We start from the raw sequence: 19,291 nt of genomic DNA, 5'->3' as shown, positions 1-19,291 counted from the left end.
AGTAAAAAGGTGAAAAATGCAGCCAGAAACTTTTCGGTGGCAACAAAGATGGCACTTACCATACTAAAGAAGGATAAAACAACAAAAGGAAGTATGAATCTGAAAAGACTAAAAGCCGGATGGGATGAAAAATATTTGTCACAACTTTTACAGAACAATAATTTTTAATGCGTCTGCCCTGTAGAGTGCAATGATCTGCCCACTCCAGTGAAACGATACAAATACTTATAGCAAACAGGGAAAACGCACGAGTTAAAACGCTTTAATAAAGTTGTTTATCAAATTAGCTAGATACTCATCACTCCATCCAGCCTTCTTCCTTTTCCTATTGACAGAAGTCTTCTTGTCTTCATCCTGATAATTCTTCAAAATGGTCAATGCCATTTTAGTTAAAGTGGAAAAGTTTTGTGCCGAATTCATCATTTTTCTTCCATCATCTTCATTAAATGTAACATCCAACTGCCAATGCAATCCATTTTCTACCGCCCAATGCTTTCTCTTATATTTAAGAATAAGCTCTGGATTGTTCACTAATGAAGAGATGAAACAATGTTTCTCATTCTGTATTTCCCCTGTGGCTATATTTATTTTCTCGGTCTTTATTATTCCATAAGTCCTAAGATTCTTCCAATCGCGATAACAGAACCCTAATCTACTGGGTTCAGAGCAGGATATGCAGGTCCTTGTCACCATAAATCCATGACCTTCTGTGGTTTCTTCAGCTCTTTTGATAAAATCATTTTCTCTTCCGGAAATTAGCAAGTACTCCGCATCGTTTTCGATATTTTCCCTTAGTTTTAAATGATTATCTTTCACCTCTAAAAGATAATCGGCTTGTTTCTCTGTTATTTTTTCTACAATCTTCTTTTGGGTGCCAAGTGCATCGATGGTAACTACATCTCCTTGTCGTATATCAATGTCGTCCAGTAATTTGGGTATTGCTACTATTTCATTCTCTTTTATTGAGACCCGTTCCTGCCCTAATGACAGACTCATATCAGAAAGAAAGGCACTGACAATATGAAGTTTGGCTGATGCTGCCTGCTCCTTTGTTATTTTACCCGCCGACTCTTGTACCAGTTTATCAGCATTGATGGCACCACAGATCGTTTTCCCGTCAATAGCTATATGTCTATTCGTATAAAGATCATTACCCTCACCTATTTGAACTTTCGACCAGTCGCAATCTTCTATGGACGGTGAATCACCTCTCATATTACAGGCCCATTCTCTGTAACAACTCTCTAATCTTTCTGTTTTTATGATACAAAAAAATCGGCGTAATGTATCATGTGAGGGGGTAGTTTCTAAATCCGGTATGAATCTCCTAAGAAAATCTTTCTTATAACGGGCGAAGTCTGCTATATCATTCCAACTCTGACAATCACAAAAAACACCCGATAAAGTGACAAGCATTATCAATTTGCCCGAATAAGTGACTTTATTCTTTTCACGTGGGTCTATTGTATCAATAGCTTCAGACATACTAGCCATATGACGTGCCAATTCGTCATTTATTAAAAAATCCTTTGCAATCTTATCCATTACTGTTTATTATTTAGACGTGAAGATAATGAAATACCAGAATGAATACAATATAAATAATCAATATATCAATTGAAGAAGCCCGAAGATTAAAAAGGATGAAAGCAATAGGTGGCATGACCATGTAAAGTTGTGACACGTCTATATGAGGAAAAGTAACTAGGAAGACTTTATTTATTATTAGATATACAAGAGTATTGCCATTAAATAAGTTTTGAGAAGAGAAGGGAACTATTGATTATTAAACAATTAGCACTCGTGCGTTTTCCCTGTTATAGCAAAACACAACAATGATTAGGATAAAATATAAAGGGATAAGGAGAACTTAATACAGGAAAGCAGTAAAGTAAGGCAAGGTAATTGCTTTATAAAAAGTTACTTATATAAAAAAGGAAGAATAACAATCAGTCCGGAAAAAGACTGGGAGGAACAGAATGACGACCACAAAAAACAAGAAATAGAGAAAATGCATAAAAGGAATATGAGAATAAAAAAAAAGTCTATGAGAAATACACTATTTTCAGCATAAAAAGCTGGTAATATTATGAGAAATGCCGTTTTGAAAAGTATTTCTCATAATATATCTATTTGATTATCTTTCGTTTATCGAAAAACAATGAGAATATGAGAAATGCAAGTGAAAAATAGGCGACAGGAGAAAGTGTGCGTAAGTAACCTGAATTTTGCGTTTTTTAAGAAAGAGCAAAAAGGAAAAGAGCAAAAAGAAAGAGATAAATCCAGAAATCCGGCCGGAGCCATATACTGTATACCCACCGAGCAAAATTCCTTTTCAGTTGTTATTCATACATAAACATATTCTATACAATAAAAATAATATCATGGAGAAAAATATTTTTCAGTTAGATAATGAGCAGCTCAAAGAAATTGCTCGCTCATTTAAAGCGAAAGTAGAAGAAGGTTTGAACACTGAAAATGCAGAGATACAATGCATTCCCACTTTCATCACTCCGAAAGCAAATGGTATCAATGGCAAATCATTAGTACTCGACTTGGGAGGAACGAATTACCGGGTAGCAATCGTTGACTTCAGCAAAATGCCTCCCACCATTCATCCTAACAATGGTTGGAAAAAGGACATGTCGATTATGAAAACTCCCGGTTATACCCGAGAGGAGTTGTTCAAAGAAATGGCAGATATGATAACCGGAATAAAACGGGAAAAAGAGATGCCAATTGGATATTGTTTTTCTTATCCGACAGAGTCCGTCCCAGGTGGAGATGCCAAACTGCTACGTTGGACCAAAGGAGTTGATATAAAAGAAATGATCGGAGAAGTTGTTGGAAAACCTTTGCTCGACTATCTGAATGAAAGAAATAAAATCAAGTTTACGAACATAAAAGTGCTCAATGACACTGTTGCCAGTTTATTTGCCGGACTTACCGACAGTAGTTACGATGCGTATATAGGTCTGATTGTAGGAACAGGCACCAATATGGCAACTTTTATTCCGGCTGACAAAATTAAAAAATTAAATCCGTCACATAAAGTAGATGGATTGATTCCCGTCAATCTGGAATCCGGCAATTTTCATCCGCCGTTCCTCACTGCAGTAGATAATACAGTGGATGGAATCTCCGGGAATCCGGGAAAACAACGTTTCGAAAAAGCTGTATCCGGTATGTACCTGGGAGATATTCTAAAAGCAACTTTCCCATTGGAGGAGTTCGAAGAAAAATTTGATGCACAAAAGCTCACCTCTATTATGAACTATCCCGATATTTATAAGGAGGTGTATGTAGAAGTAGCACAGTGGATATATAGTAGATCAGCACAGTTAGTTGCAGCTTCACTGACAGGGCTTATCATGTTGTTGAAGTCATACAACAAGAATATACGAAAAATTTGCCTGGTTGCAGAAGGCAGCCTTTTTTGGAGCAAGAACAGAAAAGACAAGAACTATAACATGATTGTCATGGAAAAATTACGGGAGCTTTTCAGTTTGTTTGGTTTGGAAGATGTAGAGGTTGATATCAAAAGCATGAATAATGCCAATTTGATAGGGACAGGTATTGCGGCTTTATCCTGACACCTCCCTGCCTATCATCGTCATTACAGGGTGATCCTCCCAATCGACTTGCTTATAAGAATCTGACAGGAATGTGCCAGAACTCTCTTTTTAATGTAATAGCCCTCGCTACAGATAGTTGTAACGAGGGTTATTCTTCGTTTATAAAGATTTGCACGCACCCTTATCTAACCTATTGCAGATATATCAAATCTATTTCAAGATTTAATAGACAATGTAGTGTGTAAAGTGGTTGTTTACTTAATCTTCAAAGCAAAACCACCTCCGGGTGCCAAATGAATCTTCAACTTACTGTCATTTTTTATCCGGATGGATTCACATTTATAATCACGCCCGATCCGGTGAGCATTTGCTCCGTCTTTAAACAATGTAGCGTCATACGTCTTACCACCCAGGAAAGAGCAATCCACTTCGATATCACGTGCCGTCCAATCGGTGATTCCACCTATATACCAGACATTTCCACTCCGGCGAGCTGTTACGATATACTCTCCCATCTTACCATCAAGCACGATACTTTCATCCCACACTGTCGGAACATCAGCAATAAATCCTGTTGATTCCGGTTCGCGCATATAGTTGCTCGGCGTATCACACAACATATTGAAAGGAGATTCAAATACAACATACAGAGCAAGTTGACGGCAACGAGTTCCCTGACTCATCGGTTCTGAATTGCAAGGATAATAGTTACCTTTCGAAGCATTGCGCATCGCTCCTTGAGTGTAGTCCATCGGACCGGATACTTGACGAGTGAAAGGAATCATCACGTCATACTTCACCTGATCCACCGAAGCCGGACTCCATTTCATCTGTTCCAGACCATTGACACCTTCAAAGTTCAATACATTCGGGTAAGTACGATTCAAACCGGCCGGTTTGTGCGTTCCGTGCAAGTCGAGGATCAGTTTGTATTTAGCACACATTTCGGCAGCCCGATAATTGAATGCAGTCATAAGCTGATCGTCACGATCCATAAAATCGACCTTAAAACCTTTTACTCCCATGTCGGCATAATGACGGCAAACGTTCTCCATATCACGTTCGAAAGCATAATAACCGGCCCAAAGAATAATACCCACATTTTTGGAGGCTGCATAATCTACCAATTCTTTCAGATTAATCTCTTTCACCACTTGCATCAAATCCGCTTGCAGATTTACCGCCCAGCCTTCATCAAGTATCACATACTCAATGCCGTTTGCAGAAGCAAAATCAATGTAGGCTTTATAAGTCGGATTATTTACTCCGGTCACAAAATCAACGCCATCCAAATTCCAAGCATTCCACCAGTCCCATGCTACTTTGCCGGGTTTGATCCATGAAAGATCCGTCAGACGGGAAGGGGCAGCCAACAAATAGCTCAAGTTGCTTGCTGCCAAATCCTTATCGGAAGTGGTAACAATGCTCATGCGCCACGGGAAATTCCGGGGTTTATCTACTTTGGCAATGTAAGCTTCATGCTCTTTCACCAACATTTGAAGTTGATTATGTCCACCCTGCACCATCTTCTTGGGGTATGGAGCGAAACGTCCCGTCAACCGATTTTCTCCTTCAATAGCAGACAAATAGAGGCCGGGATAATTCTCCAAATCGGATTCTGTGATACAAACCTTAACGCCTTCTCCGGCATCCACGACTAATGGCAAAAACATCAAACGTTTTTTATTCAGCTTCGATAATGGATCGGTAGTATAAGTATTTTCGAAGGAATTGAAATATTGAGAGTCATAATCACCGTCTTTTCCTGTTTTTACATAAGGTACAGAAGCTACCATATCGGATGGGAAATGATAATCTACTGTTTCATCTACCACGTTGAAAGGTTTCTTCGCACGGCTGACAAAGCGGTAAGCAATACCATCATTGTACGCACGAAACTCGACATTCCAGTCTTTTTTAAACCGAAGAGTCAGTTCATTATAGTGGTCTCTCAATTCACTGGCACGATAGAAAGGAGAAGGAATCATCTGATCTACTTTTTTCCCGGAAGTGCCGGACAACTTTGCTTTCTCTCCCCAGATTTCTCCGTTATCCAATGTCATCGAAATTGGAGAAGGAGCAAGGATCTGCCGTCCGTTACAGCGGATGTCATAAGTCAGCTTATCACCTACGGTAATCGTCGTTTGAAGCTTTCCATCCGGAGAGCTCAAAGTAAATTGTTTTTGCGCCTGTACCGTAAGCGTACATGCGACAATACATAAGAATAATAAAATCTTCAGTTTTTTCATGGTTTTAATTATAGTAGTTATCAAATTATAGAAGAACGATACAAAAATAAAATAATATAGTATAGCAACCTATATGAAAACTAAAAAACAGAGATAAAAAAGAATACGTGATTCTATCTTTTTCCTGTCAGGGATTGAATACAATCGACTTCTTCCTGCTGATAAGGTACTCCGGTAGGACGATAGATATCATGAAACCATAATTCCGGTTCTTCACCCGACGGAATGACGTCATCCCAGGCAAAAATAGTATTTGTCTTTCCTGCAACAAATCCCCAATTGATGGCGCCTACCTTTTCTTTTTTCATCAAAGGAAGAACATTACAAAAGCGGCTGTCATTGCGACGGGCCATATATTCGGTACAGATCAACGGACGGTTAAGCATCTTCAGAAATTTGATACATTCGCCATGCCGCTCCTCATTATCGTAATTATGATAAGAGATGATGTCCGAATGATTCAACACAAACGCATTCAGGACATTCTTCCGGGGCGAATTATAGTCCCATACACCGGCAGTAATCGGTTGTGACGGTTTACAATCGCGCACCCAACGAAAGACATTCGTCAATAAAGACAAAGAAGTTTCCTCGTGTTTACTATTCCCCGGCTCATTATACAAATCCCACATCAATATCCGGTCATCGTTAGCATAGGTTCGAACAATATCTTTTACATACTCTTGCAGAAAAGGATACAACGTCAGTGTGTCTTTACGCAAACTACACGAAGGGTCCTGCACCCAGCCGGAATTATGTACACCCGTCTTCGGTTCCGGTTGCTTGCCATAAGCCGACTCCGGATTCCAACAGTCATCAAAAAACACAAACATAGGGCGAATTGAATATTGCCCGCAAATATTCAAAAAATCATCCATACGTTTCTTCATTCCTGCCGCATCATTTTGCCATACGACACTGCTCAAGAATACGCGTAAGGTATTAAAGCCCAGTTCATGCGCCCATGATAGCTCTTTATCAATCTGTTCAGGATCGAAAGTATCCGCACTCCACATTTCTATCTGATTGATTGCCGTTGCCGGAATATAATTGCAACCTACCAGCCAAGGCTGATTGTCATACCATTCTTGTATCTTCTCTTCCGTCCAACGACTGTTGTTTGAAGAATTAGAATCCTGTGTACAGGCGCATACACATATCCCCACTAAAAAGAATAAAAACACAACATTAACACACCATTTATTTTTCATGCTATTTTCAATTGATTAATATAAAAGATTCCTTGTTCTTTTAATTCCCGTTTATTTGATTATTTATGCCTGTCGTCTGACTGTTCCTTCCACACCACTACTCCTGCAGGTTCGAGGCGTGCACTGCCGATCAATATCTCCGCCTCATCGGGAATGGCTATTTCCTGAATGTCCGATGTATAATTCAAAGCGATGTAAAAACCATCCCGCCATTCTTTCACTACTCCGTATGGTAAATCTTCAGTCGGTACGCCGGCTTCCTTATATACACGACGTACTACTTCTTTCTCCAACTTCCCGTCATCGGTATCCGTTCCGATATAGGTGGCCGTTCCTTTACCCAGCCTACGGTGTATCACGGAAGCAGCTCCCTTATAAAACTGGTCCGCATACACAGCCCAAACATCTGTTCCGGCAGACGGGGTTAGTACGTCCGCCCAATTGTTCCAGGCGTATTCCTCACCGCCGAAATCTACTTTTCCGTAGAGACTGTGAGGCAGATGGTCATAGTACAAGCTGTTTATTCCGGCCAGTTGGTGGATGGGAGCAGCTAAAGGAGCCTCCCACAGTTTGGCATTACGGTCTTTCTGTCCGGTACGGCAGGTCAGAATCAGATGTCCTCCATTCTTCACGTATTCAGTCCAACGTTCTACCAAATTGTTATCAAGCAACTGATAAGCCGGCGCAATCAGGAAAGGATAACCCGAAAAATCCTCCTTCTCCGAGATCACATCGACGGGAGCGGCAAAGGACTTCAACAGGTTGTAATACTTATGTATGTGCGGCATCGTCCACCACTGGTCTGTTTGACGCTGGAACTCCATTTCCCAATAGTTGTTCATATCGAAAAGCAGTCCAATGCGTCGGGAAGCCAGCTGTTTGGGCATACGGCTTTTCTTATCGTAGGCGGCACGAAGCTTTTTCATCTCCTGCGTGATACGTACATATTCTTCACCGCCCGGAGAAAGAGTCACCCCGTCGGTCATTATCATACCATAATGATATTGCTCACTGCCTTTCAGAGGTTGACGGAAACGGTAATTGCACACAAACTTCCCGCCACCTGCAAAAACGTGATACACCCACATACGCACAGCGCCGGGTAGGGGTTGTGGATTATACACTCCCCAGTTCACCTGACCGGGTTGTAGTTCCATCACTCCGAATGTTTTGCCTACACGGTTACGAAACTGGTCATTGGAAAACCCAAGATCTTCGGGAATCCCCATTCGAAAGCCCTGGCTACCTATTCCTTGATTATGTCCGGTCACCAGATAGCGGGTGTAGGTCAGGAAGTCCGTATGATCGATCCGTACCGGGTCAACCGGATTGAAAACAGGAATCAGGTTGGTAGTGATCCATTGGTCTTTATTAATATGCTGCCGGAGTATGTCCGCCTGCATATTAACAAAACCCGCCAATTCGTCTGCCATGAAACGGTTCAGGTCGAGCATGGCATGAGGATTGGGCTTATCGGGTACTTCCTGCTGACTAGGGAGACGCACTTGGTCGAAGTTCTGATAAGTTTCACTCCAGAAAGAGGTTCCCCATGTATCATTCAGTTTGTCGATAGTCCCATATTTCTTTTGTAGCCAGACGCGGAATTTTAGTTGTGCATTTTCACTGTAATCCACTACTCCGTAGTGTCCCGGCTCATTGTCAATCTGCCAGCCGATAACAGCAGGATGATTGCCATAACGCATTGCCAGACGAGAAACAATGTTTTCTACATAACGACGGTAACGGTCGCTACTCCAGGAAGCATGCTGACGCCGTCCGTGCTGAATGGAAACTCCATTATCCCGCTGAATCAATATATCGGGGTACTTTTTCGACAGCCAGGCAGGAGGTGTAGGAGTAGGCGTACACATGATTACTTTCAAACCATATTTCTCCGCCAAAGAGACTGCACGATCCAGCCACTCAAAATCATACTTTCCTTCTTCCGGCTCCATCATGGCCCAAGCGAACTCCGCAAAATGGGTGAACTTGATCCCCATCTCCGACATTTTCTTCAGATCACGTTCCCATTGGGAGGAATCCCATTGCTCGGGGTAATAATAAGAACCCAAAGCAAACAACTCTTCCGGAGGAAAAGACTTATCGACCGGAGACTGGGAAAAGGATGCCAATGAAAACAATAAAGCTAAAACCAATAAAGATTTCTTCATGGATATTATTTTTAGAATCTATATAATAAGACATTTCTAAAAGAGAAAACCACATAGCCATTTATATAAAGAGGTCGTGTTTTGTATAAAACCGGCCTCTTTATGTTATGCTATACTAATATAATACTCAAAACTAGTATTTCTTTGTAAACGTGCAGGTATTTGTATTCATATCCAGCTTGACATGATATATACCGGCTCTGAAATTAGCTCCCGGTCCGAAGTTTTCTGTTTCCTGCCATTGATCTCCGTTCCAATAACCGCCCCGGGCTATTAAATCACCTTCAGACACAATAGTCACGTCAAACGAAGTAATTTCATTATTCCAACCTTTTTTCTTATAGAATCTGAACATAAAGTCATTGTTTAAAAATAGATTGGTTTCAAAAATACGATCCCCGGTCTTCACACAACAGATAAAATCTTTCGGGTTTTCCCATCCCCAATTTCCAATGTCATCAGCAAGAAGTCCGCTGATTCTAGGATGCCCGAAGGTAGCCCCAGTGATCCATACAGTTTCGGGGAATTCCGCACCAGTCGTTTTCTCTACATATATAAGTTCCCTATTCTTATTATAGGAGATCTTATACTTGCCATCCGGAGCATTAAACTTGTATTGGCCGTTTTCATTCGTAAAGTATTCCGGTTGAAGCATATAATCCAGATAACTAAAACCTTCAAAATCGACAGTCTGCCCTTTCGTGAGATTCAACTCTACACCGATATAATTGGGATCATTAGATTGAGTCAGCTCTGTACCGTTTATTTTATAAGATTCTTCTCCAAGCTGCCCTTCGTCTACCTTATCAATAAACATACATATATTCTTATTCAGATCTATCCGGACACGGTATACTCCCGGCGTGAAATCCGGCCCGGCTACAAAATCACCGGTAAAATGTCCGCCACCAGTACCACCCGTTGCCGGATCACTATAAAACCAGCCTTTACCTAATAGATTTATAGGATAAGGATTAACAGTGGTGCTAGCCAGTTCACCTCCCCACGGACGTTGCTTATAGAATTTAAACTGGAAATCTTTAACCAGATAAAGAGTTGTTTCAAAAACATTATCCGATATCTTCACGCATTGGAATGCATCACTCGGCAAATTGAAGGTCCATGTGGCAACAGTCACCCGTCCGGCTTGAGGATGTCCGAAATTAGAACCGCAAACCCATAAACCATCCGGGTAGTTTACTGAACGATTTTCTAAATATATCAGTTTGTTTACCGGATCGTAAAACAGTTTATAGTTTCCGTCCGCCCCTATAAATGTGGCTTTATCCTTTGTTATATCTTCAAAGAAATCCGGTTGAAGCATCTTTCTCACATCACCGAAATTGCCGAAAGTCACTTCATCGCCTTCATGAAGTTCCAAAGCAATACCCAGGTAAGACGAAGCCTCTTCTAATATACCCATTTCATGTCCGTTAACAAGGAAGGTTTGCTCCTGAATATTTTCATCTTTTGCTTCAAAAGCACAAGTATTATTATTCAAATCAAGCGTAATAAGATATACTCCGGGTTGGAACAGCGGTCCAGGAATAAAATCTCCCCCACTCTTTCCTGCAACCAGGAATGGGGTGGTAAGTGTTATATTGTCTTCCGGTAAAGTGGTAATCTCATTATCACCTTCTCCCCAACCTCTATGTTTGAAGAACTTGAATGAGAAGTTATTAGCCAGATATACAGTGAGCTGAAAAACGTTGTCAGCACTTTTATAACAATAAAGCACATTGTTGGCTCCGTCCATACTCCAGCCACTTGTAGTAACCACTCCCGCTTGAGGATGCCCCCAGTTAGCACCACAGAACCATAATCCTTCCGGATAAGTTGCACCGGCTTTTTCTACATACAGAAGTTCATTAACGGGATCATAAAGCACACTATAATCGCCTGTCTCTCCTTTAAAACGAGCTTTATTTCCGGACAAGTATTCAAAGTAATCCGGTGAGAGGATTGATTCTATACCGTCGGTTCCCGAAAATTCGATTTCCTGTCCCTTTTCCAAATGAAGCTTCTTCCCCTGAAAATTGGAGTAAATTTCTTCATCCAACACATTCCCCCCTACGGAAAGAGGAGAGGCAAGTTTCCATTCCGGCCAATTATCCCATTTCTGTACGTCATCGCTACAGGATGCCGCCAACAGAAGCAGAAAAATCGTATATATATAATATTTCATAATACAGTCATATTAAGATTATACATTTATTTTTTATATGCTTTCAACAAAGCCTGATAAACCGTTTCGTTCACCTTCACAATGCAGCCGTGTCGTGCACCCGGTCTGTCCGTGCCATCCTTTACATTAGGCCCGGAGAAGGTACGCTCTTTCCACGGTCCGTCCATAGAGGTCGACTGAAACAAATGATAGCCATAAGGTTTGGCGGCATAAGACTCCGCATAAATGAACCAACCGCTATGATTGGGCCGTTCGATAAAAATAGGTGCTTCGCGCATCATATCATTCGGAGTGACGGGTGCTCCCGGATTGGTGTAAGGACCGGTCAGATTGGAAGAGGTGGCAATACGGACTGTTTTCCCGGTTTCCGGAGCAACAGCCGGATCGCGTTCATCTTTCAAGATTGCATAATAAACACCGTTTACCTTCCGGATAATGGCATCAATAATAGCCATGTTCTCATCTGCACCAGTGAAGTTGAACAGTTTCTGCGGTTCTGTATACGTCTCAAAATCTTTTGTCAACACATAGAGAGTACGCATACTGTCCCAGTCATCCTTATCCGGATCGTTGCAGGCATGCCAGCTGATAATATATTGTCCGCTGTCCTTGTCATAAAACATCTTGGGTGCTCCCCAATAATAAGTAGTATAAAATCCCTGCGCATTACTACGATTAAAAATCATTTCATCCAACGGGGCAGACGTCCATGTCACCAAATCTTCCGACCGCCACAAAGCCAACGGATTGACTGCTATCATATAAAAAGCCCCATCATGTCCCTGACAAATATCTGGATGCCCAATGTAAGCACTATTGATTATCCGACCTTTATTCAGCGTCTCCCAATTTACACCATCCCGGGAAGCTGCATAATACAGCTTTCCATAATTAGCATTCGTCATGTGAGCAAATAAATATCCGCCATCTGTTTCTACCGGAATTTCTTCTCTGCCTGTTTCTACATCATCCGAGCATGCCCAACTCATTAAAGACAATAATAGACCAATTATATAGTAACTCATACGTTTCATATCTTTATATTCAGTTAATAGGTTTAATTTATATTTTGCTGCGCTTTGCTCTTATCTTCCGCCCAACCCGGACGTTCCCAAGTCTGCTTCAGCTCTTTTCCATAAGAAACCGCCTGTTCGACTGCATAATTAGGGATCGGCATGTACTGATGCGTCGGCATTACTCCCTTCGCCTTATACATTTCCTGCGCATATTTATTAAAACGGATCAAGTCAATTTTACGATTACCTTCATAAAAGAGTTCATGTCCCCGTTCAATCAGGATCGCATCCAGAAAAGCATCTTTGGTATTGGTTGCCACAGCCGGCAAATTTGCCAATCCGGCTCTGTTCCTTACTTGATTTACTGCATTTATAGCAGCCACAGAAGGAACGGTTCCTGTTTTGCGTACTTCTGCCTCTGCATACATCAATAATACATCGGCCCATCTTGCCAAAGGAATATCGGTACCCTGGAAAGTTGTCATGGTTTCCTGCGGAAATTTATTCATAATATATCCATTCCATCTCACCCCCAGATTGTCTTTATTAATGATAACACCATTCTTGTCTTTATAACTAGTCACAATCGTTTTCAAACGACCGTCGTTACTTTCGAAAGCATCATAGTATTTCTTATCCATACTGAAAGCCTGAAACCATCCGCCTCCCATTGGGAAAGGATCCCCTTTTGCCACATCGGAAGGTAAAGCCCACATCAGGAAAGGATTCGCATTTCCATGTTTCGGGTTACCATCGGCAGCCGGGCTACAACTGACAGCCATAATGATTTCTTTATTGAATTTATTGGCATTCTTGAACAGGTCAACGTATGGGGTACTTCCAGTTCTAAACAAATCATATTTACCTGTATTGAGTTCATTATACATATCCATCGCTCTCTGATAATAGCCTTCCATGTGTTCTCCCTCGTTCAGACAGTGTTTCATCAGGCAGAAACGGGCATAGTCACGCGTATAGCGTCCCAAATCCGGAGCCACCTCGGGAGCATTCTTTGCGGCAAACTCCAAGTCATCCGTAATCCATTGAGTCATTTCGTCCAAAGAAGGACGCACGGTATTCGATAACGCTTCCGGATCAATTACTTTTTCAGGGTCCAGGATGACCGGTACAGGACCGTAAACATGTAACAGAAAATACATCATCAATCCACGGCACAGACGCGCTTCTCCAAGCAGATTATTCTTTTTTTCTTCTGTAAGAGCAGTCAGAGGAGCTTTCTCCAAAGTTCCAATGATTTCAGTCATACGGGTTATTTGAGCTGTTTTCGGGAAATGGTTGAGGTTACTGCCATCATCTACATTTCCACGCCAGTAATAAAAGCAATTACTGTAGTCTCCTTTAGTAAAGCGTTCCCAGTCTGCACCTACTGTGGTAGCAGATGCACATATATCAGAAGTGGAATCAAACATACGTACCGTTCCTCCCGACTGTATATGAATACCGTGCTGCAAACCGCCTGAACCCATATCATACGTCCAAACCGTAGTGTATGGCAAGTAGCAAATCATCATATAGGAAACATACTCCTGCTCTGTAGAAGGATATTCTCCCTGCAACAAAGCTCCATAAATATAAGGATCAAAATTATTCTCACAACTACCGAATAATAGTTGCAAAGAAACAAGCATCGGTAAAAAAATCTTCTTTTTCATACGACATAATTTGTTAGATTTCATAGCTTGAAGTTTAGAAGGTTAATTTTGCACCTATTGAATAAACTCTCATTTGAGGATATTGCCCTCCGGTCAAATTAGAAGAGGAAGTGTTGATTTCAGGGTCATATCCTTTGTATTTGGTAAAGGTCAAAGGATTCTGAAAATCGACAAACACACGTATTCCTCTAATATATCCTTTAAATACAGATAACTCTTTGGGACCCAGATTATATCCCAGTGTGATGTTTCTTACACGTATATAAGAGGCATTTTCTCTTGTATAATCAAAGCCCAGATTTTCGGGTAAAGCCACTGATTTACTGATTGCGATACCCGGGAAGCGTCCGTTCGTGTTTGTCTGGGTATTCCAAATGTTATAAGAATAGATACCAACATTGTGCGCATCCACTCCTCTGGAGAGACCTCCGACATCTATACTATTGCCATATGCATCATTCCATTTCTTTACTCCCAATTGACCATACATGAATATATCCAAATCAAAGTTCTTCCATGTAAATGTATTCCCGAAACCAAAATATAATTTAGGTAACGTATTATCCATATAAGAGTCATTCACATCAATGATTCCATCACCATTTTTATCTTCAACAATAGGATATCCCGGCATACAAGCAGCAGGACCTAACGAACGTTGCGATTCGGGCATATTACTCTTATCCACATTGATGATACCGGTCGTTTTATAATAATAGAATGCATTCATCGGTTCATTTTTCCTTTTCTGATATTTTTGATAATCATAGTTGGGCATACGTTCTATCCATACCGCGTTATAATGGGACATTGTAATTTGAGAGGTCCATTTGAAATCATGTGTTTGAAGATTCAGCGAATTCAAACTCACATCTACTCCGGTACGTTTATAATGTCCTCCATTGATAGGACGTGTTCCGTGCATTCCCAATAATTCAGTCGGTGCTGTCCCCAACAAATGGGTTACGTCATTACGGAATACATCTACACTACCCCAGATTCTATCTCTAAGAACGGAAAAATCCAATCCGATATTTTTCATAACCGTCTTTTGCCAGGTTACATCTTCATAGTTGGCACCGGACAATATGTAAGGAATATAGGTAACTGAATTATTATTGAACTGAACATCTTCACGGGTAGTTGTTACAATACCATATAGTGTTGTACCTAAATTGTCACTACCAGTTTCACCATAACTGGCTCTTAGTTTCAACATATTAATCCAGGAGATATTCTTTATAAATGATTCTTCGTTCATTTTCCATGCTAGAGAAACAGATGGGAAGAGAGCATATTTCTTACTGGGAAAGAATTTATCCGTACCGTCACGGCGCAATGAAGCAGATACTACATAGCGACCCAATAAGTCGAAATTTCCTCTGACAAACTGTGACCTCTTTTCATTTTTATATTTATAAGAAGTCGGATAGAAAGGACCGTCTGCCATGCCTACACTGCTTCCCTGTATATGATCATTCGCATTTTCGTATGATATATCCGAACCATCGCCACTATCGAGATAACGTCCCATACCGGCCATCAGATTCATATCCAACAGCTCTCCAAACTTATGTTGAAATGTCAATGTACCTTCGAGAGTGCTTTGTTGCCTTTTTCCATATCCTAAGTTTCCTCTGGATTTACGTTGCAATGCGTAGTAAACATCAGAAGGTATGTATGAATCACGAGAGGTATTTTCCTTGTTCAATCCATACAACACTTTTGCCGAAAGCATATTCTTTATGATATCAACATCCAATGAGAAATTCATGTAATAACCACTTTGCTCGGACTTATCATTAATATCATGCATGGAAACAGGGTTAGGCGTCCGGCTAAATACATTATATTTCCCTTCGGCATCGTATATAGGAAGATAGGAAGGATAGAAAATTGCTCCGAAAAGTGCTCCGGCTCCCTGATCTCCTAAGTTCCCAACATCCCCGCCAACAGTAGAGTTCGTGTAATTATTCTGATTCAAATTGACGATTGTTGTCAGTTTCAAAAAGTTAGTCAGTTGGGAGGTGATATTTGTACGCAAAGAGTAGCGCTCCATATCCGAATTATGAACGGTAGCATCTTCTTTATAGTAGTTAACACCCAGATAATATTTAAACTTTTCAGAACCACCGCTAATCGTCAGATTATGATTGGTCACCGCACCTGTTTTCAGCACTTTGTCCAACCAGTCCGTAGTCGGAGCATTGGCTATTTGTGTCGGTGTAAAGATAGGTGTCCACTTATCATCATAAGCGGTATTTCCATAAGGATACTGACCTTTGTCATATAAATAATTCTCCTTACTAAAAACATTGACCATGTTCATCAATTCGGGACCACTCAATACCTCCAGATAAGGATAATGTTTCTGTATGGAATAACTTCCTTCATACACTATGGTCGGTTTTCCTTCTTTTCCCTTTTTGGTAGTCACCAAAATAACACCATCGGCAGCTCCGATACCATAAATGGCGGCAGAAGCATCTTTCAGGATTTCAATAGATTCAATATCGTTGGGATTTAATCCTGCCAATCCTGCACGGTTGACGGAGGAAGGAAGTGATGTGCTCCCCGTACCGACTTCAAAAGAGCCGCTAGGCATAACCACTCCATCTACCACATAAATCGGTGTACCACCTCCACGAATGGAGATATTGATGCCTCCCCCCGGCTGGGGACTGGATACGGTTGCCTGCAAACCGGCAGCACGCCCCAACAACATTCCGGAAATATTACTGGTAGCTGCTTTCGATATTTTTTCTGTTTTTACTGTAGCAATAGAAGTAGTCAGATTCTTGCGGGAAGTCGTACCATAGCCCACCACTACCACCTCATCTAAAATTTGCTGATTTTCAGCCAAGGTCACGGATAAAGAGGTCCGGTCTCCCACTTTTACTTCCTGTGTCTGATAACCAATATAGGAAATCTCTAATACGGCTCCCGGTGATACTTCCAACGAGAACTTCGCATTCAAATCAGATGCGGTTCCGTTAGCCGTTCCTTTTTCCTTGATGGTAGCACCGATGATCGGTTCACCATTGGCATCATTCACCACACCTGTGATTTTACGTTTTTTAGTGTCTTTAGAGGTATTCTGCCGTTGCCCTTTTTGGACAACAATGTTTTTACCTTTTACCTCATAAACAACATCTTGCCCGTACAATATCTGATCGATAGCCTCATTCAACTGCTTTGCCTTTACACTCACAATTTTCTTTGTATCCAGATCTCCCACTTTATATACGAAAGAATATCCGCTTTTATTCTTCAATTGCGTCATTGCTTCTTTCACTGAAACATTATTCATTTTCAATGAAACGGCCTGGGCTAGCATTGCTATGTTAAGGCAAAAGAGAGCCACGACCATTAATATGGCCTTCTTCCTGTAATTCATAAAATAAACAAATTATTTAATTAAAACTTGAATAACTCGTTTTAAAAGAGATGTATTTTGCTAACTTTGCATTATCTCTTTTGAAAACATGCTCACGTTTGAAAGTTGTTGAAGAAGAGATTCAGGAGCCGGAAGATGTTCGAGATCTTCCGGTTTTATTTTTCTCTCCTTATTCATTCACTAAAGACTATTCAGTATTATTTTCTTCCTTCATATTCTTCAATTTCTAAGGTTAAACAATCATAGTATTATAAATCTCTGGTAACCGGTTAATAGATAGTTATATTGCGTTCTTCAATCTTATATTGTATTTTCTCCGTAGATGCCAACGCATCCAATACTTCCTGAATACTTTGCTCCCGACGGACAAAATTACCGTAGAACCGGAAGGTATTTAAAGAATCATTGGCGATGCGAATAGTTACATTGTAGCTACGTTCCAATTCTTTCACAATGTCCGGCAGAAGCTCTTCATCAAAAAACAGATAACCGTCCGTCCATTGCGAAGCATTAGAGGCTGTGACTGTTTCTACTGTCATCCGTCCATTCGTTTTATTCAATATTGCTCTCTCATCAGGCGCAAGAATTGCTTCTTTCTCTTTTTTCAGTAAATTATTCAGTTCTACTTTCCCTTCCAATAAAGATACTACGACTTCATGATCCTCCGGGTAATCGCGAAAATTAAATTTTGTTCCCAGTACTTGCAATTGTAAATCCTTAGTCTTTACAAAGAAAGGGAGTTTCTCATTCCGCCGGACTTCAAAATATCCCTCACCTTCCAGTTCGATCATACGATTATCGACTCCGAAACCTTGTGAGTAAGTCATTCGTGAACCGGCATTCAGCCAAACCAATGTACCATCCGGCAAATAAAGCTTTGTCCTCGATCCTAAAGGAGCTTCTACGGATATATCCGCGAATGTGTCTTTTACGTTCACTCCTCCCTGCCAATAAGAGAAGCAGCCGACTGCAAGTATGACTGCAATAATCGCTGCATAACGCCACAACATTGACAACCGGAATCCATGATGAGACGTTTTTTCTATTTCCTTCCGATTTCCGATACGTTTCTTAAATGTATCGAACGCTTTATCTTTATTGTATTTCGACGCAGCTTCACGACTGACAGCAGAAAACCAGACTTCCCGCTGCTGAATAAAGTAATTCTTATTTTCAGGTGATGCAGCTATCCATGCTTTCAGTTCGGCTAAAGCATTTTTGTCCAAACCTTCCGTCAGATAGGTTGCAATCAATTCATCAATATGTTTCTTTTCTTCTTCCATTTTTCTGCGTTCTATAAAGGAGACAGTAGTTTTTTAATTGAGGGTAGTCTGAAAATGACTTTTTTTCGTTTTTAACCCGAAAAAAAATAAAAGTAGAGTAATCAGATATTTACTTAGATTCATTTGTAAAGATGCTAATGCATTCTTTATATGATATTTAACCGTATTGACAGAGATGCCTAACTCTTGAGAAATTTCTTCGTATGATTTTCCTTCAAAACGACTTTTATCGAATACGCGACGACATTCGTTCGGCAATTTATCAATGGCTTTCATTACTGTCCCGTAAAAGTGGATAAATAGTTCTTTGAAATAATTGAAATATAGTCTATTAGATACTACTTTTTAGGCGCGACGATTTGAAATCATACCTTTGAGTTCAATTAAGGTGACCTCAAATGAACCAAGATAAATATGTTTTCGCTCAGTTAGTAGAATTCTTGAACAATGATAAGTTCAGAAGACTTGTAGACAAGTATGATGGCAATCGTTATGTGAAACATTTCACTTGCTGGAGTCAGTTACTTGCAA

Annotated in this window: 11 protein-coding genes and 1 pseudogene; 2 read left to right on the top strand and 10 right to left on the bottom strand. The window is 40.6% G+C overall.

The window, feature by feature from the left end; all coding sequences use genetic code 11:
* Window positions 1–252: 252 nt before the first annotated feature.
* Complete coding sequence (locus tag BSAG_RS21040) at window positions 253–1,545, bottom strand: ISAs1 family transposase (RefSeq protein WP_004315317.1); 1,293 nt, start codon at window positions 1,543–1,545, stop codon at window positions 253–255.
* 839 nt (window positions 1,546–2,384) lie between these two features.
* Here BSAG_RS21040 and BSAG_RS21050 point away from each other — a divergent pair.
* The gene (locus tag BSAG_RS21050; protein ID WP_008017924.1) at window positions 2,385–3,593 is read left to right on the top strand and encodes a hexokinase; all 1,209 of its coding nucleotides are present in this window, start codon (window positions 2,385–2,387) and stop codon (window positions 3,591–3,593) included.
* A 236-nt stretch (window positions 3,594–3,829) separates the two neighbouring features.
* Here BSAG_RS21050 and BSAG_RS21055 read toward each other — a convergent pair whose 3' ends face one another.
* The 9 genes and pseudogenes from BSAG_RS21055 to BSAG_RS21100 all read right to left on the bottom strand — a co-directional run.
* Window positions 3,830–5,824 carry a glycoside hydrolase family 97 protein gene (locus tag BSAG_RS21055; RefSeq protein WP_004316839.1) on the bottom strand — a complete coding sequence of 665 codons (1,995 nt, stop codon included), beginning with the start codon at window positions 5,822–5,824 and terminating at the stop codon, window positions 3,830–3,832.
* Between the two features lie 113 nt (window positions 5,825–5,937).
* Window positions 5,938–7,035 carry a cellulase family glycosylhydrolase gene (locus BSAG_RS21060; protein ID WP_004316840.1) on the bottom strand — a complete coding sequence of 366 codons (1,098 nt, stop codon included), beginning with the start codon at window positions 7,033–7,035 and terminating at the stop codon, window positions 5,938–5,940.
* Window positions 7,036–7,094: 59 nt separating this feature from the next.
* Entirely contained in the window at window positions 7,095–9,206 is a 2,112-nt protein-coding gene (locus BSAG_RS21065) for a beta-galactosidase (protein WP_004316841.1), read from the bottom strand.
* 133 nt (window positions 9,207–9,339) lie between these two features.
* Window positions 9,340–11,391, bottom strand: a complete 2,052-nt coding sequence (locus tag BSAG_RS21070) for a SusF/SusE family outer membrane protein (protein ID WP_004316842.1) — start codon at window positions 11,389–11,391, stop codon at window positions 9,340–9,342.
* A 26-nt stretch (window positions 11,392–11,417) separates the two neighbouring features.
* Window positions 11,418–12,416 carry a family 43 glycosylhydrolase gene (locus BSAG_RS21075; RefSeq protein ID WP_008645106.1) on the bottom strand — a complete coding sequence of 333 codons (999 nt, stop codon included), beginning with the start codon at window positions 12,414–12,416 and terminating at the stop codon, window positions 11,418–11,420.
* A 32-nt stretch (window positions 12,417–12,448) separates the two neighbouring features.
* The gene (locus BSAG_RS21080; RefSeq protein WP_008645104.1) at window positions 12,449–14,104 is read right to left on the bottom strand and encodes a RagB/SusD family nutrient uptake outer membrane protein; all 1,656 of its coding nucleotides are present in this window, start codon (window positions 14,102–14,104) and stop codon (window positions 12,449–12,451) included.
* 10 nt (window positions 14,105–14,114) lie between these two features.
* Entirely contained in the window at window positions 14,115–17,477 is a 3,363-nt protein-coding gene (locus BSAG_RS21085) for a TonB-dependent receptor (protein ID WP_008771286.1), read from the bottom strand.
* A gap of 269 nt (window positions 17,478–17,746) precedes the next feature.
* Window positions 17,747–18,760: a FecR family protein gene (locus BSAG_RS21095; protein ID WP_004316847.1), complete on the bottom strand. Its 1,014-nt coding sequence runs from the start codon at window positions 18,758–18,760 to the stop codon at window positions 17,747–17,749.
* A 33-nt stretch (window positions 18,761–18,793) separates the two neighbouring features.
* A pseudogene (locus BSAG_RS21100) lies at window positions 18,794–19,039 on the bottom strand (sigma-70 family RNA polymerase sigma factor); the annotation flags it as partial.
* Window positions 19,040–19,158: 119 nt separating this feature from the next.
* Between BSAG_RS21100 and BSAG_RS25880 the strand changes: the two are divergent.
* Window positions 19,159–19,291, top strand: a 133-nt coding sequence (locus BSAG_RS25880; RefSeq protein WP_008997304.1) for a DUF4372 domain-containing protein, incomplete at its 3' end; no start/stop codon positions are given.

The organism is Bacteroides sp. D1 (assembly GCF_000157095.2).
Classification (GTDB): domain Bacteria; phylum Bacteroidota; class Bacteroidia; order Bacteroidales; family Bacteroidaceae; genus Bacteroides; species Bacteroides xylanisolvens.
The sequence above is the reverse complement of the archived record's forward strand: the minus strand, read 5'-3'. Positions and strand labels throughout refer to the sequence as shown.